This window comes from Kitasatospora sp. NPDC057940, assembly GCF_042887425.1.
GTDB lineage: Bacteria > Actinomycetota > Actinomycetes > Streptomycetales > Streptomycetaceae > Kitasatospora.
On the sequence record NZ_JBHVPH010000006.1, the window covers coordinates 304,095 to 329,513 of the forward strand.

The 25,419-nt window shown below is 74.7% G+C and carries 20 protein-coding genes; 16 read left to right on the forward strand and 4 right to left on the reverse strand.

The annotated features are described in order from the left end of the window. The first annotated feature begins 28 nt into the window (after positions 1 to 28). The 4 genes from ACFVTF_RS13395 to ACFVTF_RS13410 all read left to right on the forward strand — a co-directional run bounded on the left by ACFVTF_RS13395 (position 29) and on the right by ACFVTF_RS13410 (position 4,010). A complete protein-coding gene (locus ACFVTF_RS13395; RefSeq protein WP_371522983.1) occupies positions 29 to 1,207 on the forward strand; it encodes a type III PLP-dependent enzyme in 1,179 nt (392 codons plus the stop codon). Continuing rightward, positions 1,204 to 1,827 carry a GNAT family N-acetyltransferase gene (locus ACFVTF_RS13400; protein WP_387813103.1) on the forward strand — a complete coding sequence of 208 codons (624 nt, stop codon included), beginning with the start codon at positions 1,204 to 1,206 and terminating at the stop codon, positions 1,825 to 1,827. The genes ACFVTF_RS13395 and ACFVTF_RS13400 overlap by 4 nt, the downstream gene beginning before the upstream one ends. 5 nt (positions 1,828 to 1,832) lie before the next feature. Next, complete coding sequence (locus tag ACFVTF_RS13405; protein WP_387813106.1) at positions 1,833 to 3,062, forward strand: MFS transporter; 1,230 nt, start codon at positions 1,833 to 1,835, stop codon at positions 3,060 to 3,062. A gap of 198 nt (positions 3,063 to 3,260) precedes the next feature. Beyond that, positions 3,261 to 4,010, forward strand: coding sequence for a PIG-L deacetylase family protein (locus tag ACFVTF_RS13410; RefSeq protein ID WP_387813108.1), 750 nt, complete (start codon positions 3,261 to 3,263; stop codon positions 4,008 to 4,010). A 205-nt stretch (positions 4,011 to 4,215) separates the two neighbouring features. Here ACFVTF_RS13410 and ACFVTF_RS13415 read toward each other — a convergent pair whose 3' ends face one another. Both ACFVTF_RS13415 and ACFVTF_RS13420 read right to left on the reverse strand, forming a co-directional pair. After that, a complete protein-coding gene (locus ACFVTF_RS13415; RefSeq protein ID WP_387813111.1) occupies positions 4,216 to 4,410 on the reverse strand; it encodes a DUF1918 domain-containing protein in 195 nt (64 codons plus the stop codon). Between the two features lie 169 nt (positions 4,411 to 4,579). Beyond that, positions 4,580 to 5,257 carry a TetR/AcrR family transcriptional regulator gene (locus ACFVTF_RS13420; protein ID WP_387813113.1) on the reverse strand — a complete coding sequence of 226 codons (678 nt, stop codon included), beginning with the start codon at positions 5,255 to 5,257 and terminating at the stop codon, positions 4,580 to 4,582. A 363-nt stretch (positions 5,258 to 5,620) separates the two neighbouring features. Between ACFVTF_RS13420 and ACFVTF_RS13425 the strand changes: the two genes are divergently transcribed. From ACFVTF_RS13425 to ACFVTF_RS13455, 7 genes are all read left to right on the forward strand, one after another. Further along, a complete protein-coding gene (locus tag ACFVTF_RS13425; protein ID WP_371521705.1) occupies positions 5,621 to 6,418 on the forward strand; it encodes a phytanoyl-CoA dioxygenase family protein in 798 nt (265 codons plus the stop codon). 78 nt (positions 6,419 to 6,496) lie between these two features. Next, positions 6,497 to 7,087, forward strand: coding sequence for a DUF6309 family protein (locus ACFVTF_RS13430; protein WP_387813116.1), 591 nt, complete (start codon positions 6,497 to 6,499; stop codon positions 7,085 to 7,087). Then, on the forward strand, positions 7,084 to 11,496 hold the full coding sequence (locus ACFVTF_RS13435; protein WP_387813119.1) for an amino acid adenylation domain-containing protein: 4,413 nt from the start codon (positions 7,084 to 7,086) through the stop codon (positions 11,494 to 11,496). The genes ACFVTF_RS13430 and ACFVTF_RS13435 overlap by 4 nt, the downstream gene beginning before the upstream one ends. Before the next feature lie 160 nt (positions 11,497 to 11,656). Then, positions 11,657 to 12,931, forward strand: coding sequence for an aspartate aminotransferase family protein (locus tag ACFVTF_RS13440; protein ID WP_371521711.1), 1,275 nt, complete (start codon positions 11,657 to 11,659; stop codon positions 12,929 to 12,931). Positions 12,932 to 12,949: 18 nt separating this feature from the next. Beyond that, entirely contained in the window at positions 12,950 to 13,810 is an 861-nt protein-coding gene (locus tag ACFVTF_RS13445) for a TauD/TfdA family dioxygenase (RefSeq protein WP_387813122.1), read from the forward strand. After that, entirely contained in the window at positions 13,807 to 14,577 is a 771-nt protein-coding gene (locus tag ACFVTF_RS13450) for an SDR family oxidoreductase (protein ID WP_387813125.1), read from the forward strand. Before ACFVTF_RS13445 ends, ACFVTF_RS13450 begins: the two co-directional genes overlap by 4 nt. Before the next feature lie 3 nt (positions 14,578 to 14,580). Next, positions 14,581 to 15,330: a class I SAM-dependent methyltransferase gene (locus tag ACFVTF_RS13455; RefSeq protein ID WP_387813127.1), complete on the forward strand. Its 750-nt coding sequence runs from the start codon at positions 14,581 to 14,583 to the stop codon at positions 15,328 to 15,330. Between the two features lie 119 nt (positions 15,331 to 15,449). On the opposite strand, the gene cpt is transcribed toward ACFVTF_RS13455, so the two are convergent. Then, on the reverse strand, positions 15,450 to 16,016 hold the full coding sequence (gene cpt, locus ACFVTF_RS13460; RefSeq protein ID WP_387813130.1) for a chloramphenicol phosphotransferase CPT: 567 nt from the start codon (positions 16,014 to 16,016) through the stop codon (positions 15,450 to 15,452). A 250-nt stretch (positions 16,017 to 16,266) separates the two neighbouring features. On the opposite strand from cpt, the gene ACFVTF_RS13465 reads away from it, so the two are divergent. The 3 genes from ACFVTF_RS13465 to ACFVTF_RS13475 are packed head-to-tail and all read left to right on the forward strand — an operon-like array spanning position 16,267 to position 20,194. Then, a complete protein-coding gene (locus tag ACFVTF_RS13465) occupies positions 16,267 to 17,358 on the forward strand; it encodes a terpene synthase family protein (protein ID WP_387813133.1) in 1,092 nt (363 codons plus the stop codon). Next, positions 17,355 to 18,800, forward strand: a complete 1,446-nt coding sequence (locus ACFVTF_RS13470) for a cytochrome P450 (protein WP_387813136.1) — start codon at positions 17,355 to 17,357, stop codon at positions 18,798 to 18,800. The genes ACFVTF_RS13465 and ACFVTF_RS13470 overlap by 4 nt, the downstream gene beginning before the upstream one ends. Continuing rightward, positions 18,797 to 20,194, forward strand: a complete 1,398-nt coding sequence (locus ACFVTF_RS13475; protein WP_371521723.1) for an NAD(P)/FAD-dependent oxidoreductase — start codon at positions 18,797 to 18,799, stop codon at positions 20,192 to 20,194. The genes ACFVTF_RS13470 and ACFVTF_RS13475 overlap by 4 nt, the downstream gene beginning before the upstream one ends. 127 nt (positions 20,195 to 20,321) lie before the next feature. On the opposite strand, the gene ACFVTF_RS13480 is transcribed toward ACFVTF_RS13475, so the two are convergent. Then, positions 20,322 to 20,546: a hypothetical protein gene (locus ACFVTF_RS13480; protein WP_363377142.1), complete on the reverse strand. Its 225-nt coding sequence runs from the start codon at positions 20,544 to 20,546 to the stop codon at positions 20,322 to 20,324. 251 nt (positions 20,547 to 20,797) lie between these two features. On the opposite strand from ACFVTF_RS13480, the gene ACFVTF_RS13485 reads away from it, so the two are divergent. Both ACFVTF_RS13485 and ACFVTF_RS13490 read left to right on the forward strand, forming a co-directional pair. Then, on the forward strand, positions 20,798 to 22,138 hold the full coding sequence (locus tag ACFVTF_RS13485) for a GH1 family beta-glucosidase (protein ID WP_387813141.1): 1,341 nt from the start codon (positions 20,798 to 20,800) through the stop codon (positions 22,136 to 22,138). Positions 22,139 to 22,566: 428 nt separating this feature from the next. Beyond that, the gene (locus tag ACFVTF_RS13490) at positions 22,567 to 25,317 is read left to right on the forward strand and encodes an ATP-binding protein (protein WP_387813144.1); all 2,751 of its coding nucleotides are present in this window, start codon (positions 22,567 to 22,569) and stop codon (positions 25,315 to 25,317) included. Positions 25,318 to 25,419 lie beyond the last annotated feature (102 nt).

Below are 25,419 nucleotides of genomic sequence, written 5' to 3' on the forward strand. Positions count from 1 at the left end.
CGACCCGGCCGCGCACGACCGGACGGCGATCCGCGCCGCCCTCGCCGCCGCCACCGACGACCGGATCATCTACGACCTCGACGGCATCGAGCGCCAGTACACCGACCTGATCGGCGAACTGCCCGACGTCGCCGTCCGGTTCGCCATGAAGGCCTGCCCGGTGGACGAGGTGCTCGGCCGCCTCGCCGCCCTCGGCTCCGGCTTCGACGCGGCCAGCCCCCAGGAGATCGCCCAGGCCCTGCGCACCGGGGTGAGCCCCGACCGCATCCACTACGGCAACACCATCAAGTCCGACCGCAACATCGCCGAGGCCTACCGGCTGGGCGTGCGCGACTTCGCGACCGACAGCCTGGAGGACGTCGCCGCCATCGCCGAACACGCCCCCGGCTCCCGGGTGTTCTGCCGGGTCGCCACCTCGGGCGACGGCGCCCTGTGGGGCCTGAGCCGCAAGTTCGGCTGCTCGCCCGAGGACGCCCTGCGCGTCCTGGACGCCGCCCGCTCGGCCGGCCTCACCCCGTCCGGACTCTCCGTGCACGTCGGCTCCCAGCAGATGACCGCCGAAGCCTGGGGCGCCGCCGTGGACTCGCTCGCCGCCGTCCTGGAGGCGCTCAACTGGCGCGGCATCACCCCGCAGCGGATCAACCTCGGCGGCGGCCTGCCCGCCCTCGGCGTCCTGGACCGGCACGGCCGCCCGCTCGACCCGCCGCTGGACAAGATGTTCGCGGTCATCCGCGAGGGCATGGACCGGCTGCGCACCGTCAACGCCGCGCCGCTGGATTTCCTGCTGGAGCCCGGCCGGCACCTGGTCGCCGACCACGGCGCGATCCGCGCCCACGTCGCCCGGCTCTCCTCCCGGCACCAGCTCGACGGCACCCGCGAGGACTGGCTCTTCCTGAGCTGCGGCAAGTTCAACGGCCTGTACGAGATGGACGAGCTCCAGTACCGGCTCGAATTCCCCACCCACCCCGGCGGCCAGTTCGTCAACGCCGTCGTCGCCGGCCCGACCTGCGACAGCGACGACGCGTACGCCCAGGAGGACGGCCTGGTCCGCGTCCCGCGCGCGATCGCCTCCGGCGAACCGGTCTGGATCCACTCCTGCGGCGCCTACGCCACCGCCTACACCACCCGGGGGTTCAACGGCTTCGAGCCGCTGCCCTACACCTGCATCGGCGGGACCGGCGGCCCGGACGGAGACACCGGCAGATGACGACCGACCTCCGCATCCGGGTGCTCCAGGAGGACGACTGGGACGGCGTCGTCGCGCTGGAGGAGCGCGCCTACGCCGCCAGCGGCCTGTCCGAAGGCCGCGAGGCGCTGCGCTCCCGCCACCGCGCCTCGCCCGACACCTGCTTCGTCCTGGAGCACGCCGGCGGCCTCGGCGGCTACCTGCTGGCCCTGCCCTACCCGCTGTTCCAGTGCCCGGACCTCAGCCGGGCCGAGGCCGGCGGCGTCCGCGCGACCAACATGCACCTCCACGACCTGGTCGTCGCCGAGGAGCTGCGCGGCCGTCGCCTGGCCCACCGGATGCTGCGCGGCCTGGAGGAGACCGCCCGGGCCCGCGGCTACCGCACCATGTCCCTGGTCGCCGTCCGCGGCTCGCAGGTGGTGTGGGCCCCGCTGGGCTACCGCGCCCGCCCCGAGATCGGACTGCCCGGGAGCTATGGCCCCGAGGCGCTCTACATGGCGAAGCCGCTGAGCCCGGCCGCCTCCCCGGCCGCCGTCGCTGCCCCGGCCGCCTCCCCGGCCGCCGTTCAGGCCGCCATCCAGGCGTTGACCCCCTCCACCGACCCGTCCCTCGGGTTCCCACCCAGAGCCGAAGTGGGCTGATGCACATGTCCCCCGTTCGCGACGACTTCCGCCGGTCCCAACTGGCCATCGCCGCACTGTTCTTCCTGCTCGGATTCCAGTACGCGACCTGGGTCTCCCGGATCCCCGCGCTGAAGACCCGGCTCGACCTCGGCGAGGCCCAGATCGGCCTGCTGCTGATGACCTGCGGGGTCGGCGCGGCGGTGTCCTTCCCGCTGGTCGCGGTGCTGATGCGGCGGTTCGGCTCCCGCCTGCTGTCCGTGCTCTCCGCGCTCGCCCTCGGCGTCGTCCTGGTCGCCCTGTCCGTGGTGCCCAACTACCCGCTCACCCTGCTGGTGCTGTTCTGCGACGGCGTCGCCGTGGGCTGCCTGAACGTCGCGATGAACGCCCAGGGCGCGGCGCTGGAGGCCCGCTACGCGCGGACCACCATGTCCCGCCTGCACGCCACCTTCAGCGCAGGCTCGCTGCTCGCCGCGCTGCTCGCCTCCGGCGTCACCGCCTTCACCGGCACGCTCGCCGTGCACTTCGGGATCGCCGCCGCGCTGCTCGCGGTGCTGGTCGTGGCCGCCCGGCCCGGACTGCTCACGGACGACGCGCCGGCCGCGGCGCAGGACGGAACGGACCAGGAGCAGGCGTCGGCCGCGAAGAAGGACCGCCGCCGCTTCGCCCTCCCGGCCGCGGCGACCCTCTGGATGGGCCTGGCGATGGTGTTCGGCACCGTCACCGAGGGCGCCATGAACGACTGGTCCGCGCTGTACCTCAAGGACGTCGTGAACGCCGGCGCCGGGCTCGCCCCGCTGGGCATCGCCGTCGTCTCGGTGATGATGGTGCTCGCCCGGATCTTCGCGGACGGCTGGCGCACCCGCTTCGGCGACGGCCGGATCGTACGGACCGGCAGCCTGCTGGCCGGCGCCGGACTGGCCCTCGCCCTGCTCGTCGGCGGCGTCGTGCCGACCCTGATCGGCTTCGCCTGCGTCGGCCTCGGCGTCGCGGCGGTCACCCCGTGCGTCTACGTCGCCGCGGCCCGTCAGGGCCCGGACGCGCTCTCCCTGGTCGCCGCGATGGGCACCACCGGGCTGCTCGCCGGGCCCGCCGTGATCGGCTTCATCGCCGACGCCACCAGCCTGGTGTGGGGCATGGCCGCCGTCGCCGTCTCCGCCGCGGTCGTCTCGCTCTGCGCCACCCGGATCGGCTGGCCCGCCCCGGAGCCCCGCCCCGAGGCCCTCGACGGCCGACTCGCCCCGGACGCCGGCTAGCTCCCTGCCACAGACCTCGCCCGGAACACCGCGCCTCCCCCGTCGCGGTGTTCCGGGCGAGCCGTGCTGCGTCAGGGGCGACCCCGCCGGCCCGGGGCGGTGTCCGGCGGGGTGTCGGCGTGGCGGGTCTTCTAGAGTCGCCTGCGAAACCACCGCAGGACCAGGCGACCGTGAGCCGCGCCGAGAGGGACGAGCACCATGAGTGAGCAGGCCGTCGAGCCCTACCAGCCCGTCGACGAGGACTGGCAGACCGCGCTGGCCGTCGTCGCGCACCCGGACGACATGGAGTACGGCGCCGCCGCGGCCGTCGCACGGTGGACGTCGCAGGGCAAGAAGGTCGTCTACGTGATGGTCACCAGCGGCGAGGCCGGAATCGACTCGATGGACCCCGAGGAGTGCGGGCCGCTGCGGGAGGCGGAGCAGATCGCCTCGGCGCGGGTGGTCGGCGTCGACGTGGTCGAGTTCCTCGGGTACCCGGACGGGATGGTGGAGTACGGGCTGCCGCTGCGCCGCGACATCGCCCGGGCGGTGCGCCGGCACCGGCCGGACATCGTGATCACCAGCAACTTCCGGGACACGTACGGCGGGACCGCCCCCAACCAGGCCGACCACATCGCGGTCGGCCGGGCCGCCCTGGACGGGGCTCGGGACGCCGGCAACCGGTGGGTGTTCCGGGAACTGCTGGCCGAGGGCCACGAGCCGTGGAACGGCGTCCGGCAGGTGTGGGCGGCGGCCTCGCCGGAGTCGGGCCACGCGGTGGACACCACCGAGCACTTCGACCTGGGCGTGGCCTCGCTGGAGGAGCACAAGGCGTACCTGGCCGGGCTCGCCGGGATGGGCGGGACGATGGCGGACGCGCGCGAGTTCCTGGAGGGTGCCGGGCGGGGAGCGGGCGGCCGGCTCGGGGTGCGGTTCGCGGCGCCGTTCGAGGTGTTCCCGCTGCGCTGAGCCGCGCGGCCGGCTGTGAGCAGCACGTAGCGGCCCCAGCGGCGGACGAAGGCGCGCCCGCCGGTACGGCCGATCGGGTAGCCGAGGCTGCCGAGCCTGCCGCGCCTGCCGAGCCCGGCGAGCGCTCCGGGCCGCGGGGTCGCGGGGGCGGACACCGCTGCTCACCACCTCGCCCGGGTGGGGTGCGGGGCGGTGGGGGAGTCGGTCAGCGGTCCGTCGTGCGGTGCTCGATGTTGCAGTCGGGGCCGGGGTAGATCAGGCCCTCGTGGCCGTCCTCGAAGCGGACCACGTACGGCGGTTCGCCGTCGATGCCGCGCACCTCGACGATCTCGCCCTTCTGGTCCGTCATGCCCACCGACCTGCTGTGGATGTGGAGCTGGTCACCTACCGCTGCCTGCATGGTCTGCTCCTCGGGTCGTGGCGGCCGCCTCCGCGGCCGTTCCGCTTTCCACTGCTCTCCACTGTGCTGCGGCGGCGGCGGGCTCGCAACGGCGCGGGCGGACGGGCTCCGAAGGACGGACGGGACGAAAGGGGCGGGGCGGGACACGAGGGGCGTGCGGGGACCGGTCTCAGCCGGCGGGCGGCTGCTCCGCGAGGTAGCCGCGGACCAGCCGCTTGCACTCGGCGATCAGCGCCGGATCGCCCTGCGGATCGCCGCGGAAGGCCAGTTTGAGCACCGCGTCGGCGGCCTCCAGGGCGACCCGCAGGGCGAGGGTGAGCGCCGCCGGGTCGCCGGTGGCGAACACCTCGCCGCCGAGCGCCTGGAGGCGCAGCGCGACGGCGGTGTTGTTGTCCACGCCCGGGTCGAGCAGGTGCCGGTCGTCCCGCAGCCCGGCGGGGGCGGTCGCGTCGGCGAGGCCGAAGTCGAGCTGGCCGAAACCGGGCACCTCGCGCTTCATCGCGACGAACTCCTCCACCGCGAGGTCGGTGAACCCGGCCGGGCCGAGGGGCGTGGCGGTCGCCAGCCGGTGGTCGAGCCGCTGGAGGTAGCGGTCGAGGTTGCGGCCGGCGAGGGCGGCCAGCAGGTCCTCCTTGCCGGCGAAGAACTGGTACAGGGTGCCGATCGGCACCTGGGCGCGCTGGGCGACCTCCTTCGTGGTGAGCGCGGTGGCGCCGACCTCGTCGAGCAGCCCGGCGCAGGCGTCGAGGATCCGGCCGTACCGCTCCTGGCTGCGCTGCTGGACCGGACGGCGCCTGGTCACGGGGCCCCGCCCGGCGCTCTCGTGACTCCTGGTGTCGCCGCTCATGACGTCACTGTGCCGCATCCGCTGTGTCAGCGGCGAATCATCGGGGCGCAACGGGTCAGGAGTTTCGGGTGGGGAACGAGTCGATCGGTGGCTGGAGCTGAACGTCACGGTGGCGGGAAGGTGTCCAGGAGTCGGCGATGGTCTTGTGGTGGACACGAACAACGGTTCATACTCCTCAGCGGACTACCTTGCGTGATCAACTCGTGCCCTTTCGTGGTGAACGTGTGTCAGCTGTGGCGACGACGGACGAACCCGGCGCCACCCGAGGTCTGGATGATCCCGTGCGTTTCATACAACCCGTTCAGGTCCGATCCGCCGAGCCCGACTGTGCGACCCGTCATCCGGAAGGAGGGGGCCGGTTCGGTGACGCAGACTTCCGGAGGGCGTGAAGCCCTAGACACCGAGCAACACCGCCAGTTCCTGGAATCCGGATACCTGGTCCTGCCCGGCCTGGTGCCGGAGCCGCTCGGGGCCAGGCTCGCCCCCGAGGTCGACCGCTGGGTGGACGAGGGCCTACGGGCCCGCTCGATCGCCGCCTGCACCGACCCCGCCCGGCACGGCCCGCCCCCGGTGCTGGAACTGGAACTGCCGGCCCACGGCGAACTCCTCACCCACCCACCGCTGTTACGGACGCTGTCCGGTCTGATGGGGCCGTCCTTCGTCTTCCACCACCTGCACAGCGACCGCCAGGCCCCGGGGATCCCCGGCAAGGCCTGGCACCACGACTGCGAACCCAATGACCGCGCCGACCCGTCGCTGCTGATGGTCCACGCGCTGCACTACCTCGGCGGCCTGGACGAGAAGGTCGGCAGCCTGGCCGTCCTGCCCGGCTCGCACCGGCGCACCGTCGGGAAGACGGCCTACGCCCACCACGGCACCGCCGAACTGCCCGGCGAGGTGGTCATCGACCGGCTGCCGCCCGGCTCCACGGTGCTGCTCAACTCGGCGCTGTTCCACACCCGCAGACCGGCGCCGGACGGCCCGGGCAGGCCCCGGTACTTCATCGACGCGTCCTACTGCCAGGTGGGGGCGCGCTGGCGCCCGGTGAAGCCGCACTGGCGACTGATGCTCGCCCGGGCCCGTGAACTCGGCCTGGCGGGGGGCCGGTGGCCGGAACTGTTCGCGGAACGGCACTTCACCGAGTACGTCGGAACCGCCTGACCGGAACCGGTCGATCGGAACAGCCTGACCGGAACGCTGATCGGAACAGCCTGATCGGAACTGTCTGAGGAGCACCGCGTGGAGATCGTCACCGCCGTCGCCTACGCCGAGGTCCACCACGCCTACCTGCGGGACCACCCGGCGGAGCGCACCCACGAGGCGAACAGCAACCGGGACGGCGAGGAGAACGTCGAACGCGCCGGCCGGATCCCCGGCGGCTGGTGGCGCGTCCGGCTCTCGCGCTCGGACGTCCTCGGCGTCGTCCTGCCCTGGCACCTGAGCGAGGGCGGCGCGCGCGAACTCGTGCCCCGCTCCGGCCTGACGGTGGCCGAGGCGGCCGAGCGCATCCGCTCCGACGAGGCCGCCTGGTCGGCCGCGAACCCGGTCTGCGCCGCCAAGCTCCGGCTGCTGAGGTGGGCCCCGTTCACCCCCGTCTACCTGAGCACCGGCGCGGTCGACCACTCCGACTACACGGACCTGCTGGTCCGGGAGGGACTGATCCACATCGACGGCCTGCACCGCATGCTGGCCTGGGAGCTGGCCGGACGCCTGCCCGACCGGCCGCGCCTGGACGCGTTCCTCGCGGGCGACCCCCTGGTCGCGGACCCGCACGCGACCGGGGCGGTCCGCGCCGGGCGGGCGGCCCGGACGGGAGGCGAGCCGGAGTGACCTTCGCGACGCAGCACGTCCGGTCCACACCGTCCACGCCGTCCACGCCGTCCACGTCGTCCGACCAGGCCGCGTTTGCCGCGTCGTGCGGCCGGTCGCTGTCCGGGTTCCTGTTACGGCTCGCCCGGGAGCACCCGGACCGGACCGCCCTGACGGATGGCGACCGCACCCTCGACTACCGCACCCTCGACGCCGCGGCGGGCCGGATCGCGGCCCTGCTGGCCGCGTCCGGCACCGGCCCGGGCGACCGGGTCGCCCTGCTCGGGCCCCGGGACGCCCGCATGCTGGTGCTGCTGCACGGCGTGCTGCGCTCGGGCGCGGCGGCGGTGATGGCCGACCCGGACTGGTCGGCGGCCGACCTCGCCCGGCGGCTGGCGTCCGTCCGGATCGGCCGGGTGCTCAGCACCGAGGAGGCCTTCCCCGGGCCGGAGGGCCATCCGGCCGAGGTGGTGGACGTCGACCGGCTGGCCGGGCCGCAGGGCCTGCCCGACGCACCGGGCAGCGCGCCCGGCACGACCGGTGACCTCATGCCCGGTACGACCGAGGACCTCATACCCGGCGGGGCCGGTGACCTCCTGCTCTGCGGGGCCGAGGAGCTGATGCTGGGCGCGGCCGAGGACCCCGCGTACCTGTCCTTCACCTCGGGGTCGAGCGGCGAGCCCAAGGCGGTGGCCGTCACCCACGCCAACGCGGTGCACTACGCGCGGGCGCTGGCCGACCGGCTGGGCTTCACCGAGGCCGACGCCCCGTGCGTCGCGCACGTCACCACGCTGGCCGCCGACCTCGGCCACACCGCCTGGCTGCTGGCCCTCGCGGTCGGCGGTTCGGTGCACGTGGTGCCGGACGCCGAGGTGCGCGACCCGGAGGCGTTCTGGGCGTCACTGCGGCGCGCCGGGGTGTCCGTGCTGAAGACCACCCCCTCGCACCTGACCGTCCTGCTGGAGGGCCGGCCCGGCGACGCCCCGCCCCTGCACACCGTGCTGCTCGGCGGCGAGGCGCTGCCGCGCCCGTTCGCGGCCGCCCTGCTCGACACCGGCGTCACCGCCCGGCTGGTCAACCACTACGGCCCGACCGAGACGACCGTCGGCGCCACCTGCTTCCTCGCCGCCACCGCCCGCCAGCTGCCGGCCGAGGAGCCGACCGTCCCGATCGGCACCGGGATCGGCGAGGTCCGGCTCGTCCTGCTGGACGGCGACGGGCGGCCGGTGCCCGACGGCACGGTGGGGGAGCTGCTGATCGGCGGCCGGGGCGTCAGCGCCGGCTACTTCGGCCGGCCCGCCGAGACGGCGCGCGGCTTCGTCCGCCACGACGGTGAACGCATGTACCGCACCGGCGACTTGTGTCGCCGCCGGGCGGACGGGAGCCTGGTCTTCCTCGGCCGGGTGGACCGCCAGGTCAAGATCCGGGGCTACCGGGTCGACCTCGCCGAGATCGAGCGGGCGATGGACGACTTCCCGGGCGTCGCCCGGTCCGCGGTGCTGGTCCGGGAGACCGCCGTGGGGAACCAACTCCTGGCCGCCGTACGGTTGTCGGCCGACGGCGCCGGGCTGGCCGGGCTCGGCTCCTACCTGCGCGACCGGCTGCCCGGCTACTCCGTGCCGCAGCCGGTCCTGACCCTGCCGGAGTTCCCGGTCGGGCCGAACGGCAAGCTCGACCGGGAGCGGCTGGCCGAGCTGGTCGCCGAACTGGTCGAGGCCCGGGCGGAGTCGGGGCCGTCCTCGGACGGGGACGCGCTGGCCCGGTCGATCGCCGGGTTCTGGGCGGCCGCACTGGGCCTGCCCGGGGTCGGGCCGCACACCGACGTGCTGGACCTCGGCGGGGACTCCATCCTCGCCATGCGCACCGTCGCCTTCCTGCGCCGGTCGGGCCTGCGCGTCCACTACGACGACTTCTACCGGCACCCGACCGCGCACGGCCTGGCCGCGGCCGCCGCAGCCGTACCGGTTCCGGCCGCCGCTCCGGCCGGGCGAACCGGAGGCGGCGACCGGGGGAGTCGACTCGCCCCCGCCCAGCGGTGGTTGTACCGCCAGGAGTCCGTCGACGACCTGCGGCACTGGAACCAGTCCGTGCTGCTGCGCTGCCGGACGGCCGTCGACCCGGCCGCGCTCTCGGCCGCGCTCGCGGCCGTCCTGGAACGCCACCCGGCGCTGCGGCGGCCCGTCTCGCCGGAGGGCTACGAGGCACCCCGGCCGGTGGCCGACCTCGACCCGCTGTCCTTCTCCCGGATCCCGCGCGGGGCGGCCCCGATCGCCGAGACCGTCGCCGGGGTCTGCACCGAACTCCACCGCAGTCTGGACCCGTTGGCCGGTCGGCTGCTGCGCGCCCACCTGTTCACCGGCCCGCCCGGCACCGACGACCGGCTCGCCCTGATCGCGCACCACCTGGTGGTCGACGGGCTGTCCTGGCGCATCCTGCTGGACGACCTCGCCCACGCCTACCGGGCGGTGCTCGACCAGAAGCCGGCCGACCTGCCGCCGACCCCGGACTTCTACCAGTGGGCCGCTGCCGCGCCGCCGCCCCAGGCGCCGGTGTCGCCTTCTCCGGAGCCCGCTTCTCCGGAGTCCGCGCCGGAGTCCGTTTCTCCGGAGTCCGCGCCGGAGTCCGTTTCTCCGGAGTCCGCGCCGGCGCCCGTGGTCCGCGCGCAGCCGGCGGCCGTCGGCTGGACGCTCGACGAGGACGGCACCGCCCGGCTGGTCGGCCGCCACGGCGGCGGGACGGGCCTGGAGGCCTTCCTGCTGGCCGCCTTCGCCGACGCCGTGACCGGCTGGAGCGGCCATCCGCGGCTGCCCGTCGAGGTGGAGACCCACGGCCGGGACACCGCCGGCGATCCGGGCGAATTCCTGGACACCGTCGGCTGGTTCACCGCCGTCAAGCGGCTGGTGGTCGAGGCGTCGGCCGGCCCCGAGGGGGCCGCGCAGCGCCTGCGCGAGGCCCCCGTCCAGGCGATGGACGCCCCCGGCACCCGCCCCGCCGCCGGGTTCAACTTCCTCGGCACCTTCCGGCTGCCCGACGAGCCCGCACTGGACTGGACCGTCGCGGACGAGCAGGCCGGAGTGGCCCGTTGCACCGGCGGAGACCCGCTGTACGACCTGCGCCTCACCGCCCGCATCGTGGAGAACCGGCTGGTCGCCGACCTGGTGTACGGGTGGCCCGGTCTGCCGCACCCCGCCGCCGAGCGGATCGTCGCCGCGTTCGCCGGGACGGTGGCCGCCGAGGCCGGTGCCGGTGCCGGTGCCGCCACCCGTCCCGTCCGGGCGCCGCTGTCGACCTCCGGCCAACTGCTCCACCCCGGCACCCGGGCACCCGCCGTACCGGCGGCCCGCATCACGGTGCGCGAACCCGCCCGGGTGCTGCTCACCGGCGCCACCGGCTACCTGGGGCGGCACCTGCTCGACGCCTTCGTCCAGCGGGGCGCCCACGTCACCTGCCTGGTCCGGGCCGAGCACGACGCCGGCGCCGTCCGGCGGTTGGGCGCGGGCGCCGACGACGGCCGGATCCAGGTCGTCGCCGGGGACATCGACCGGGAGGGGCTGGGCCTGTCCCCGGCCGGACTGGCGTGCGCCCGGGGCGCGCACCTCGTCGTGCACGCCGCCGCGGACGTCCGGCTGGTGGCCTCGCCCGACGACCTGGAGCGGACCAACCACGCCGCGGTGCGGCGGCTGCTCGGCTGGATCGACGAGCACGCCCCGGAGGCCCGCGTCCACCACGTCTCCACGCTCGCCGTCGCGGGCGGCGTGGACGGCCCGCCCCGCCGCTTCAGCGAGGCCGACCTGCGGATCGGCCAGCACTTCCGCACCCCGTACGAGCGGACCAAGTTCGCCGCCGAGCAGACCGTCCGCGCCTGGGCGGCCACCGGGCGGGCCGCCTACCTGTACCGCAGCGGCCACATCGCGGCGCACAGCCGGACCGGCGCCTTCCAGGCCAACATCGGCGACAACCGGATCTACCAGCTGATCCGCGGCTACCTGCTGGCCGGCGCCGCCCCGCGCCGGCCGCACACCACCTACGCGTTCTCCTACGTCGACACCGTGGCCGCCGGGATCGCCGCGATCGCGCTGGACCCGTACGCCGCGCCCGGCGCCTACCACGTCGAGAGCCCGCACGAGACGCCGCACGACGAACTCGTCCGCTGGCTCGCCGGCCACGGCCACCCCGTCCGGCTCACCGACGACGAGGCCTTCGCGGCGGCGATCGCCCGGGCCGAACGCGACCACCCGACGGCGGCGGGGCTGGCCGCCGCGTGGTCCCTCCAGGAGGAGCGCAACGTCCTGGTGGACCGCGCGTACACCACCTCCGTGCTGGACCGGCTGGGCGTCCGGTTCGCCGAGCCCACCCCGCAGTGGTGGTCGGCCGCGCTCACCCGGGCCGCCGAGGCCGGCTACCTGCCGCCCGTCGCGCCGCCGCACTGACCCCCGTCCCGCCGCACTCACTCCAGTCCGCCGCACCGACTCCCGTCCGCAGGACCGACCCCCGATCCCCGTCCGCCGTACCGACCCGTTCGGCGCGCCGCCGCCCCGTGAGCTGCGCCCCCACCGACCCGTACCCCCAGACCCATGGAAGGCGGACCTCGTGTCCCAGCTCTCCCCGGTGCTCAAGCAGGCCACCCCCGTCGTCGCCACCCGCGGCGAAGGGCTCCACCTCTTCGACGCCGACGGCCGCCGCTACCTCGACTTCACCTCCGGCGTGGGGGTGACCAGCACCGGCCACTGCCACCCGCGCGTGGTGGAGGCGGTGCGCGAGCAGGCCGGCCGGCTGATCCACGGCCAGTACACCACCGTGCTGCACGACCCCCTGCTCACCCTCACCGAGCGGCTCGGCGAGGTGCTGCCGCCCGGCCTGGACTCGCTGTTCTACGCCACCGCCGGCACCGAGGCGGTGGAGGCGGCGCTGCGGCTCGCCCGGCACGCCACCGGCCGGCAGAACGTGATCGTCTTCGAGGGCTCCTTCCACGGCCGCACCATGGGCGCTGCCGCGCTCACCACGGCCGGCAGCCGCTTCCGCGCGGGCATCGGCCCGGTGATGCCCGGTGTCGCGGTGGCGCCGTTCCCCGACGCCTTCCGGCTCGGCCTGAGCCTCGGGCTGAGCGAGGAGCAGGCCGTGGAGCACGCCCTGCGCGGGCTCGACCAGGTGCTCGCGACCGTCAGCGCCCCCTCCGAGACCGCCGCGATGTTCGTCGAACCGGTGCTCGGCGAGGGCGGCTACGTGCCCGCGCCCGCCGGGTTCCTCGCCGGGCTGCGCGAGCGCGCGGACCGGCACGGCATCCTGCTGGTCGTCGACGAGATCCAGACCGGCTTCGGCCGCACCGGCCGGTTCTGGGCCCACCTGCACCACGACGGCGTGGTGCCCGACGTCCTGATCACCGCCAAGGGCCTGGCCAGCGGCTTCCCGCTGTCCGCGATCGCCGCGCCGACCGACCTGATGCGGCGGGCCTGGCCCGGCTCGCAGGGCGGCACCTACGGCGGCAACCCGGTGGCCTGCGCCGCCGCGCTGGCCACGCTGGACGTCATCCGGGACGAGCAGCTGGTCGACAACGCCGCCGAACAGGGATCGAGGCTGCTGGACGGCCTGCGGGCGGTCGCCGCCGGAGCGCCGGGCATCGCCGACGTCCGGGGCCTCGGGCTGATGATCGGCAACGAGTTCTGCCACCCGGACGGCTCCCCGGACCCGGACACCGCCAAGCGCGCCCAGCAGGCGGCGGCCGACCTCGGCCTGCTGCTGCTGATCTGCGGTGTCCACCTGAACGTGGTCAGGATGATCCCGGCGCTGACCGTCACGGCCGGGCAGGTCGACGAGGCGCTGGCGCTCTGGTCCAAGGCGGTGGCGGCGGCCGCCGCCCAGCGGTAGAGAGGAGTGGTTCCACACATGTACGACGACACGGTGTCCGAAATCGGTTGGAGCAGCTCGGAGTTGGAGGCGCGGCGGGAGCAGTGGTCGCTCCCGCTCGACGAGGGTGAGCGACAACTGCTCTGGGCGGACGCGCGGGCCGAGCGGTGGGGCGCGGCCGAGCCGGTCCGGGCGAAGCTGCGCGCGCTCGTCCAGGGCGGCGCCCGCTCCGTCGGCGTCGCCCACGTCACCGGGCTGATGGATCCGACCGCCCCGGAGGAGGAGGTCGCGGCCGCCCTGTCCTTCCTGCTGCGGGACTTCGGCGAGATCGTCCCGCAGAACGGGCGCGGCGACCTCACCCAGGTGCTGCGCGACCAGGACGGCGACGGCAACACCGAGCTCGGCTTCCACTGCGACACCTGCGACCTGCTCGTCCTGCTCTGCATCCGACCCGCCCACAACGGTGGCGGGTTGACCAAGCTGGCGAGCGCGCGGCACGTCTACGACCTGATCAGGCGGGAGCGGCCGGACGCCCTGGCCACCCTCACCGAGGACTGGACCTTCGACCGGACCGGTCGGGCCGGGCCCCAGGTCGTGGTCTCCCCGATCCTCTACACCCAGAAGGACGGGACCATCGCCTGCTACTACCAGACCCGCACCGTCCGCTCGTCCCCCGACCGCGGCGGGCCGCCGCTGACGGACCGCCAGTGGGACGCGCTCGGCGTGCTCGACGAGGTGCTCTACCGGCCCGAGATCGCCTTCGGCCTCCCGATGGCCGCCGGAGACCTGCTGATCATCCGCAACAGCCGCGTCCTGCACGGGCGTTCGGCCTACGTGGACGAGCCGGCACCCAACTCCCGTCGGATGCTGCGGATCTGGATGAACACGGAGGACATGTGACCGGGAGCGCGCAGGCACCGCACGGGCGTACCGCCGTCGTCACCGGCGGCGGCAGCGGGCTCGGCCGGGCCGTGTCGCTGGCCCTGCTGGGCGCCGGCTGGTCCGTCGCGCTGGCCGGGCGGCGCAAGGACGCCCTCCAGGAGACCATCGCCCTCGCGGAGCTCGACCCCGCCCGGGTGCTGGCCGTCCCGACCGACATCCGCCGACCGGAGGAGGTCGCGGCCCTGTTCGACGCCGTCCGCGACCACTTCGGCCGGGTCGACCTGCTGTTCAACAACGCCGGTGCCGCCGCCCCGCGCCGACCCATCACCGAGACCCCGTTCGAGGACTGGAACCGCGTCCTGGACACCATCGTCACCGGCGGCTTCCTCTGCGCCCGCGAGGCCTTCCGGGTGATGAGCACCCAGTCCCCGCAGGGCGGGCGCATCATCAACAACGGCGCGCCGTCCGCCCACGTCCCGCGCCCCAATTCCATCGCCTACACGGCCGCCAAGCACGCCGTCCTGGGTCTCACCAAGGTGCTCTCCCTGGACGGCCGTGCGCACGGCATCGCGGTCGGCCAGATCGACGTCGGCAACGTCACCCCGGTCGACGGCGGCCCGCAGCCCGCCGCCATGCAGGCGGACGGCACGATGGCGGTCGAGGCGACCATCCCGGTGGAACGCTTCACCGAGGCCGTCCTGCTGATGGCCTCGATGCCGCCGGACACCAACGTCCAGTCCCTGACCGTCCTGCCCACCACCATGCCGTACGTCGGGAGGGGCTGAACCGTGCTGGTCAGCGCACGTTCCTTCGACGAGTACCGCGCGATGTTCGCGCTCACCGACGGCGACCTCGCCCCCGGCCGGCGCATCCTGGACTGTCCGGGCGGCGCGGCCGCCTTCACGGCCGAGGCCGGCCGGCGCGGCATCGACGCGGTGGCCGTCGACCGCGAGTACGCCCACCACCGGGAGGACCTCGGCGTCCTCGTCGAACGGGAGACCCGGCACAAGCGCGACCAACTGGTCCGGGAGGCATCGGACTTCGTCTGGACGTGGCACGGCGACCCCGACCGGCTCACCGGTCTGCGGATCGACAGCGCCCGCGACTTCCGGGCCGACATCGCCGCCCGCCCGGACCGCTACGTCGCCGGCTCGCTGCCCGAACTCCCGTTCGCCGACGACTCCTTCGACCTGGTCCTCAGCTCGCACCTGCTCTTCTCGTACGGCAACCGGCTGGACGCGGACTTCCACCTGGCGGCCCTCCTGGAACTCGCCCGGATCGCCCGCGGTGAAGTCAGGCTCTTCCCCGTCATGGTGTACGACACCGGCGTCCGCTACGGGGAGCTGGACGGGCTGCGCCGACACCTGGACACCCTCGGGATCACGAGCCGGGTGGAGCGGGTGGAGTACGAATTCCAGCCCGGGGACAACGAGTTGCTCGTGCTGTCGTGCGCCGGCTACCGGCCACTGGCGCGGACCGGGGCCGGAGCGCCGAGCGCCGCCGACCCGGTGCGGTGGCGGCACCGGGAGAAGTCCTGACCTGAGGCCTGAGCCCTGTCTGTGATCCGTGGTCCTGGTCCTGGTCCTGGTCCTGGTCCTGGTCCTGGCCGACGCCGACTCTGATTCTGCGTCGGTCAGGACCAGGACCCGGCCCCAGGTCACCCGCCGGCGGGGGCGGATCCGGCGGCGCCACCTCCGAGGTGGGCGGCAATCCTCCGCGCGCACTCCAGCGACTCGGTGCGCGAGGTGTCCACCTCCAGGTCGTAGCGCACGCCCTGGTGGACCAGCTCCGCCTGCGAAGCGGCCATCCCCAGGATCCGGTTCCCCCGGGCGAGCTCCCGGCCGGTGGCCACCGCCGCCTCGCAGCGGACCCCGACCCACAGCACGTCCAGGCCCACGAGCGCCTTCTCCCAGCGCAGTTGGGACTCCGCCCGGCCGAGGAAGACCTCGTCGACGATCACCCGCGCGCCCGCCCCCGCCATGGCCGCGACCCCCGCGATCCACGCCTCCTCCAGGGCCCGGAACGCTGCCCCGACGCTCACCCCGCCATCGGCCGCGAAGCCGATGCCCCCGTCCGCATCGTGCAGGGACGCGGGCATCGCCTCGATCAGGGTGTCGACCCCGACCGTCAGCCAGGGCTCCGGCAGCACCGCCTGCAGACACCGGGCGATCCCGGACTTGCCCGAGCTGGAACCACTGTTCAGCACAACCACCTGAGTCGCCATCCCGCCACCGTAGCCACTCCGGCACCACGTCCCAACCGGATATCGGACGCCCGGCGGGAGCCCGGCCGCCGACGGGTGGAGCGCGTCGGGAGGGGGCGGGATCGGTCACGGTCCGTGTCGACGTGGTGACGGCGCGGTCACTCGTGCGGGGGAAAAGCGATGGTTGCGCTTTGAACAGTCGCGGTGGCTGGCCAGACTGGTCCTTCTCCGACCGGCCGGTCGGAGGTGGTGAGCGAGGGGGAGCACAGGCATGGGCATTTCGCCGTACCGCGGCATGTGTGGCCTCGCCGCCGAGCACCCCGGAGGCCCCGACCTCCTCGCGGGAGTCGCCAGACCGGCGCCGCACGGCGAGGCCGACGCCCTCCGCCGGGACGTCGGGGCGTGGCTGGTGGCGAGCGGCGTGCTCGGCGGTGACGTCCAAGGGTTCCTGGCACAGGGCCACCTGGACCTGGTGGCGGAGGCGTGGGGCGACGTTCCCCGGGGTCCGCGGCTGGTCGCGGCGGCGAAGTGGCTGGTGCTCACCTGGATCCTCGACGACCGCTTCGACGACCAGTGGATCGGCGGGCCCGTCACGGCGGCCCGGCGGACCGTCCGGGCGCTCACGGACGTCCTGGACGCGGGCTTGGAGGGCGTTCGAGGTGGTGTTCCGGACGGCGACGCACTCGTCGAGGCGTTCGCGGTGCTGTGGCGTGACACGGTCGAGCTGACACCGCCGCAGTGGCAGGCACGCTACGCGGCGTACTTCCGCGCGTACCTGGACACCTCCCTCGGCTACCTCGACGAGGCCGCGCTCCGCGACACCCCCTTACGCGACTCCTCCTCCCACGGCACTCCCTTCCGCGACACCCCGTTCCACGCCCCCGGGGCCGCCGCCCCGGCCGGCGCCGTGCAGACCGTCCCCGAGTACCTGCGCCGACGGGACCAGGACGGCGCCGTGTCGTGCGCGGCGGGCTGGATCGAGCTCGCCCACGGCCTGGACCTCGCCGACGAGGTGTTCCGGCACCCGAGGGTGGCGGACCTGCTGATGCGCTTCAACCACGTCGTCTGCTGGGTCAACGACCTCTACTCCGCCGAGGGGGAGTCCGCCGCCGGGAACGGCAAGAACCTGCTGCGCTCGTTCACCGTCCACGAGGGCCTGGCCCCCAAGGAGGCGTCGGCCCGGCTCGGGGCGCTGTGCGAGGCCGAGTCGACGACGCTGGAGTTCCTGGCGGACGGCATCGCCCGCGACCCCTCGGCGCCCGGCGAGGTGCGGGCCTTCGCCCTCGGACTGGTCCGCTTCACCCGCGCGCTCATCCACTGGACGGCGACGGCCGCCCGCTACCGTACGGAGTCACCGCGATGATCCCCCGTCCGCCCGGCGGCCTGCCGCTGCTCGGGCACCTGGTGCCGTTCCTGCGCGACCCGCTGGCGTTCCTGCGCTCCCTGCCCCGGTACGGCGGCCTCGTCCAGATCAGACTGGGGCCGGTCTCGGCGGTGGTGGTCTGCGACCTGGAGCTGACCCGGCACGTCCTGCGCGAGGACCGGGTCTTCGACAAGGGCGGGTTCCTGTTCGAACGGGTCCGCGACTTCGCCGGCAACGGCCTGGTGACCTGCCCGCACGCCGACCACCGCCGCCAGCGCCGCTACGTCCAGCCCGCCTTCCGCGCCGACCGGATCGCGCGGTACACGGAGGTGATGGCCCGGGAGGCCCGGCGGCTGGCCGGGTCCTGGAGCGACGGGCAGGAGGTCGACATCACCGCCGAGTTGAGCCTGGCCGCCGGGCGCAGCCTGGTCTCGACCCTGTTCACCCGGCTGCCGTTCACCGGCCTCCAGGAGACCGTCGAGGACTTCGTGCTGCTGATCGGCGGCTCCTACCGGCGCATGCTGCTGCCCCACCGGATCAACCGGCTTCCGCTGCCGGCCAACCGCCGCTACGACGCCGCCCGCACCCGGCTGGTGCGCCTGGTCGACGAGGTCGTCACCGCCTACCGCGCGGATCCGGAGGACCGGGGCGACCTGGTGTCGACCCTGGTGGCCGCCGACGCGGGCGGGCAGGCGCTCTCCAACGCGGAGGTCACCGACCAGGTGATGACGATCTTCGCCGCCGGCTTCGACACCATCGCCAACTCCACCGTGTGGGCCCTGCACCTGCTCGCCCAGCACCCGGACATCGCCGATCGGGTCCGGGCCGAGGTGGACGCGGCCCACGTGGGCGCGGTCGGGGTGGACTCGGCCGGGGTGGACGCGGCTGGAGTGAACGTGCTCGGAGTGAACGCGGCCGAGGCGGACGCGGCCGGAGTGGGCGCGTCCGAGACCGACGCCACCCCGGCGGCCGGCACGTCAGCGAGCGTCGACGGGCTGGAGCTCACCACCCGGGTCGTCCGCGAGGCCGTCCGGCTGTACTCCCCGGGCTGGCTGCTCACCCGCGTCACGGCCACCGACACCGAACTCGGCGCGCACCGCCTGCGCGAGGGCACGACGGTCGTCTACAGCCCCTACCTCCTGCACCGCCAGTCCGCCCTGTTCCCCGACCCCGACCGCTTCGACCCCGAGCGGTGGGTGGGTGTCCACCCGCAGCGCGGCCCGTTCATCGGCTTCGGCGCGGGACCGCGCCGCTGCGTCGGCGAGCAGTTCGGGATGACCGAGTCCGTCCTGCTGCTCGCCACGATCATGCGGGCCTGGCGGCTGGAGCACGTCCCCGGCCGGACCGTCCGCGAGCTGCCGCTCGCCACGCTGCGCCCCGGCCCGGTGTGGATGCGCGCGACCCGCCGGGACGGCCTCGCCCCCACCGGAGCCGCCGGGTGAGCACGGCCCTCGTCCTCGGCGGCGGCCTGGCCGGCACGCTGGCGGCCGCCGCCCTGGCGCCGCACGCCCGGACCGTCACCGTTCTCGAACAGGACGTCCTGCCCGTCCTGCCCGGCCCGCGCCGGGGCCTGCCGCAGGGCGAGTTCAGCCACATCCTGCTCGGCGGCGGCGCGGACGCCGTCGAGGAGGTCCTGCCCGGGACGCTCGACGCCCTGCTCGCCGCCGGCGCCCACTACCGCTCGATCCCCGCCGGCCTGCTGATGCGCCTCGGGCCGGGCTGGCTGCAGGGCTTCGACTCGCCGGCCTACCTGATCGCGTGCAGCCGCCACCTGCTCGACCACGTCGTGCGGCGGCGGCTGCGCGAGCAGCCGAACGTGACGGTCCGCGAACGCACCTCCGTCCTCGGCCTGGTGGGCGGCCCGGGCCGGATCGTCGGGGTCCACATCGAGAACCCGGACGGCTCGCGGGAGACCCTGCGGGCCGACCTGGTCGTGGACGCGACCGGCCGCCGCTCCCGTGCTCCGGAGTGGCTGCGCGCGCTGGGGGTCAAGGGCCTGTGCGAGGAGACGGTGGACGCCGGACTCGCCTACGCCGCCCGGGTGTTCGAGACGCCGGGCGGGAACGAGGGCTTCCCGGTGGTGAGCATCGTGCCCGTCCCGGGGCGTGGCCGGCCCGGTCGGGGCGCCACCATCATCCCGATCGAGGACGGGCGCTGGATCGTCACGCTCTCCGGTACCCGGGGCGGCGAACCCGCCCGGGGCGAGCGCGAGTTCCACGACTTCCTGAAGGCGCTGGACCACCCGGTCGTCCACGACCTCGCCCGCGCCGCCCGCCCGCTCGGCCCGATCCGCACCTGCCACGGGACACTGAACCGCCGGCGCCGCTACGAGTGCTACGAGGGCGGCCCGCTGGCCGGGTTCGCCGCCACCGGCGACGCGGTGGCGGCGCTGAACCCGGTGTACGGGCACGGCATGACGGTCGCGGCCCAGTGCGCCGCCGCCATCCGCGCCGCCGTCGACAGCGAAGGCCTGCACCCGGGGGTGAGCGGACTGATCCAGCGGCGGATCGCCAGGGTCGTCGACACGCCCTGGGACATGGCCAAGGACCAGGACGAGGGCTTCCCGGACGCGCTGTCGAGCCACCCCGCCACCGCCGCCGGGCCCGCCGCCGTGTTCACCCGCTGGTACACCCGCCGGGTGCTGGGCGCGGCCCTCACCGACCCCGCCGTCTCAGCCGCCTACTTCGAGGTGTTCTCCCTCGCCGCCAGACCCGCCCGGCTGGCCAGGCCCGCGGTGGCCCTCGGCGCACTGAGACCCCGGCGCGCCCACCCGCCGACCGCCGGCCAGGCGATCGCCCGCTTCCCGGGGGTGGCCGCACTGGCCGGGCCGTACTGACCGTACCGACCGGTCCGCCCAACCTCGCGCTCCGGTACCACAGTTCACGCCGTCGCCGCCGTCGAACGCCCAGGTCCTGTCCCGTCCAGATCGGTCGGACAGGCCTGGGGCGGCCAAGCGGCTCCGCTCACCGAGCCGCCGCGGCCATGGCCTCGCGAACGGTGATCAGGCATGGATCGCAGTAGCGGTCCGGGCCCGCCGACTCCTCGACGCCCGCAGCCGGCGCGACGCGCTGGGCGGGTTCGAGGAAGCGTCCGCACAGGGACGTCGACGAGTCGTTCTTCGTCACCACGTGCCACACCACGGCCGGCGGTGACACCGCCGGGTCGTGCTCGGCCCACATCTCGTACACGGTAGCCTCCCGAATCGCTGGGGCCCGGTCACCCCATGCAACCCCCCTCCCCGGCGGTCGGCCACCGGACGGGGCCCGGTGGGATGGCGCGCGGGCGGGTAGGGGCCTGTCCGACCGCGCCCGCCGGGGGTGCGCCGCGCTCCTCCGGTCGGGTGGCGGCTGTTCCCTTGTGGCGGTGGCCGGTTGGCCCTGGTGTTTCGGTGTCGCGCCAGTAACATGAGTTCTCCTCACGTTCACGTCAGGAGGCAGTCATGCCGGACCGCTACGACCTGCCGACGGGGTTCCGCTGGGGCGCCGCCACCGCCGCCTACCAGATCGAGGGTGCGGTGACCGAGGACGGCCGCGGGCCCTCCGTCTGGGACGTCTTCGCCGCCCGCCCCGGCACCGTCCGCGACGGCCACACGGGCGCGGTGGCCTGCGACCACTACCACCGGTACCCCGAGGACATCGCGCTGATGAAGGACCTCGGGCTGGACGGCTACCGCTTCTCCATCGCCTGGCCCCGCGTGCTCCCCACCGGCGCTGGCACCGTCAACCCCGCCGGACTCGCCTTCTACGACCGCCTGGTGGACGCCCTGCTGGAAGCGGGCATCACCCCACTCCCCACCCTCTTCCACTGGGACCTCCCGCAAGCCCTGGAGGACAACGGCGGCTGGCTGAACCGCGACACCGCCTACCGCTTCGCCGAGTACGCCACCGTCATGGCCGACCGCCTCGGCGACCGCGTCCCCACCTGGATCACCCTCAACGAGCCCTTCGTCCACACCGTCTTCGGCTACGCCCTCGGCACCCACGCCCCCGGCCGCACCCTGATGCTGGAGGCCCTCCCGGCCGCCCACCACCAGCTCCTCGCCCACGGCCTGGCCGCCTCGGTGCTCCACGACCGCGGCCTGGAGGTGATGCTCTCCAACAACCTCACCCCGGTCGAGCCGGCCACCTCCTCCGCCGCCGACCTCGCCGCCGCCCAGGCCTACGACGCCCTCCACAACCGCCTGTTCACCGACCCCGTCCTCCTCGGCCGCTACCCCGACCTCACCGCCCTGGGCGTCCCCGACGACCTCTACGGCGCCATCCACCCCGGCGACACCGACCTCATCGCCGCCCCCGGCCTCGACGGCCTCGGCCTCAACTTCTACAACCCCACCCGCATCGCCGCCCCCACCGAACCGGGCCTCCCCTTCGACTTCGTCGACATCCCCGACGTCCCCCACACCGCCTTCGGCTGGCCCGTCGTCCCCGACGCCCTCCGCCAACTCCTCCTCAACCTCCGCGACACCTACGACAAAGCCCTCCCACCCATCACCATCACCGAGAACGGCTGCTCCGTCACCGAGTCCACCACCCCCGACCAACCCCGCATCGACTTCATGTCCGCCCACCTCGACGCCCTAGCCGCCGCCACCGCCGAAGGCATCGACATCCGCGGCTACTACACCTGGTCCCTCCTCGACAACTACGAGTGGGCCGAGGGCTACCACCAGCGCTTCGGCCTCATCCACGTCGACTTCGCGACCCAACAGCGCACCCCGAAGGCCTCCTACACCTGGTACCGCGACCTGATCGCCGCCCACCGGGCCCATCGACCAAGGTAGTTGGCCTTCAGCTGCTGCGGGACGTACGGCTTCTCGGCAGACGGAGATTCCGGCCGCTCCGAACGGCCAACCGGCAGGTCCGTCTGCCCTTTCCTCGGAGCAGTGGTCGCAGAGCGGACTGGAACACCGAGTGGCCGTCGACACGACACTCCAGCGGACGTGACCGGCAGATGCCTCGCTTCCAGCGTTGCCGCCATCAACCGGTGGGTGGCCGAGGCGGAGAGCACCAGGTAACTCATGTCGCCCGAAACGGAGTGGGGCCGCTCCCTGACACGGGGACTTCCTCCACCGGACGGGCTGCACGAGCCAGGACCACCCCGGCGCGACCTCCGAGCGGTCGGATTGTCAAGCCCGCACCGGAGCCGTCCGTTCAGCAGTAGCCTCAACCCCGGTAACGACGGCTGTGGAACGGCGAATTGGAGGCGACGGTGTCCGCAGGGGAGGCCGAGGCCGGGGGTGACGGCGGGTCCGGCAAGGAAGGCGGTCCGCTGCACGAGCGCGAGACCGAGATCCGCTCGGCGGGCCGGGCGATCGAGGCGCTCACCGGGCCCGTCGGCACCGAGGTCGGGGAACTGCTGCTCTACACGGGCGCGGCCGGGCTGGGCAAGACCGCGATGCTGACCGAGGTGCGGCGGGCGGCGAGGCGCGCGGGCTGCACGGTGCTGTTCGCCCGGGGCGGGCAGCGTCAGTGCCACGAGCCGTTCCACGTGGTGCGCCAGCTGGTGCGGCCGGTGCTGGCGGCCCTGTCCGACGAGGAGCGGGCGCGGGTCTTCGGACCGTGGGAGGACGTCGTCGGCCCGGCGGCCGGGCTGCTGCCACCCCGTGGGCAGCTCGATCCGCAGGGGGTGCGGGACGGGCTGGACTTCGTCCTCACCCGCCTCGTGCAGCTCCGCTCCCCGGTGGCCGTGATCGTCGACGACCTGCACTGGGCCGACCCGGAGTCGCTCGGCTGGCTGGCGGGCTTCGCGGTCCGCGCCCGGGAGCTGCCGGCCCTGCTGGTGCTCGCCTGTCGCGACGAGTTCCCCGACGACGCCCTGGCGCTGCAGCGCGGCCTCGCCGACCGGGCCGACCGCCGGCACGAACTGCGGCCGCTCCATCCGGCCTCGGTCGCACACCTGGTCCGCGCGGCCCTGGGCGTGCAGGCCGAGGACGCCTTCTGCCGCCAGGTCTGGGCGGTCACCGCCGGGAACCTGTACGAGACCGCCGCCCTGCTGCGTGAGGTGGCCGACCAGCGGCTCGACCCGGTCGAGGAGAGCACCGGGCAGTTGCGCGAACTCGCCGCCACCGCGCGGGGGATGACGCTGCGGCACTGGCTGGAGCGGCTCGGTCCCACCGTGCTGCGCTTCGCCTGGGCGGCGTCGGTGCTGGACACCGACATCCGCCCCGACCTCGCCGCCGCCATCTGCGCCCAGGGCCCGGAGACCGCGGCCCAGTCCGTCCGGGAGCTGCGTCGGCACCGGGTGCTGACGGGCACCTCGACGGGCCGGCTGGAGTTCGTCCACCCGCTGGTCGCCACCTCGGTCTACCAGTCGATGCCGCCCGCCGCCCGGACCGGGATGCACGGGGTCGCCGCCGTCGAGATCGAGAATGCCGGCCTCGGCCTGCTGGCGGCGTCCCGGCACCTGCTGGAGATCCTGCCCGAAGGGGACGGCGAGATCGTCGACAAGCTGCGCCGGGCGGCCCGCGAACACCTGGCCATCGGCGCGCCCGAAGCGGCGCAGCGCTGCCTGCGCCGCGCCGTCAGCGAGCCGCCCGCCGACGAGGACCGGGCCTCGGTGCTCTACGAACTCGGCTGCTCGGCGCTGCTCACCGACCCGGCGACCACGGTCAACCAACTGCGCCTGGCGCTCGCCGACCCGTACGGGCTGGGCCCCGAGCTGCGGGTGGACGCGACCTTCCGGCTCGCCCAGGCCCTCGCCCACAGCAACCGGCTCGGCGAGGCCGCCGCGCTGTGCGCCGAGGAGGCCCGGCGCACCGGGCCCGGACCGGGGCGGCTGCGCCTGGAGGTCGCCCACTTCATGTTCGCCGCGTTCCAGTCCGAGGACGCGGAGGGCCCGGGCCGCTCCCGGCGGCTCGCGGAGTTCGACCGGATGCTGGGCACGGTCGGCCTGGCCTTCACCGACGACGGCGGGGACGCGGCGCCGGGCGAGGTCGTGTTCGAACGCGACGGTCTGGCCCATGCGGTGGCCGTACTGCGCTGCTGGGACCTCACGCTGCGCGGCGTCGACCGCGTGGAGGCGATCGCCCTGGCCGAGTCCGCGCTGCCGGGCGGCCGGCTGCCCCGCAGCCTCGGTTGGACCAACACCACCTGGGGCTTCGAGCTGCCCGGGATCCTGGGCATCAGCTACCTCTACGCCGACCGGGTCGACCGGGCGGAGGAGCTGTTCGGTGAGGCGGTGCGCGCCTACGAGGTCGCCGGGTGGAGCGGCGGCCACCTTGGCTTCGCCTATCTGCTGACCGGCATGCTCCGGTTCCGCTGCGGTGCTCTCGCCGCGGCGGAGGACTACCTGCGCCGGGCCCTGCGCATCGCCGGGCGGATCGGCTCGGGCAGCCCGCTGCACTGGGACGCGGTCGGGGCGCTGGCTGAGACCCTGGCCGCGCGCGGCCGGCTGGACGAGGCCCTGGAGCTCGCGCGCGAGCACGCCTTCGGCCCGCCGTACCCGACGGTGATGGTGCTGCCCGACGCCCCGACGCTGTACGGGCGCCTGCTGCTGGCCCGGGGCGACGGGGCGGGCGCGGCCGCGACGCTGACCGCCGCCGGGGCCGCCCTGGACGCACGCGGGTGGCGGAACACGGTGTGGGCGCCGTGGCTCGGCCACCTGGCGCGGGCGGTGGCCCCCGAGCAGCCGGAGCGGGCCCGTGGCCTCGCTGCGGAGGCGGTCCGGCGGGCCCGGGAGTCCGGGACGGACTCGGCCGTCGGCAGTGCGCTCCGGCTGTGCGCCGCGGTGCACGAGCGGCCGCGCGCGACCGAGTTGCTGGCGGAGGCGGTCGGCCGTCTGGAGCGGTCGCCCGCCCGCTACGAGCACGCGATCGCCCTGGTCGATCTCGGGGAGACGCTGGGCACCGCGGTGGGCGCCCGCGCTGTGCTCACCCGGGGGCTGGAGCTGGCCACCCGGTGCGGCGCCGACGGCCTGGCCGCCCGGGCCTGCGGCCTGCTGCGCACGGGCGCGGCGGGCTGAGGCGGGCCGCCGACGTCGTGGACCCCCGTGCGCTGCCGATGCGGATGCGATGTTCCGGCCTCCGTGCCGGGTTGTCGGTGCGGGCCCGTACTGTGGTGCCGG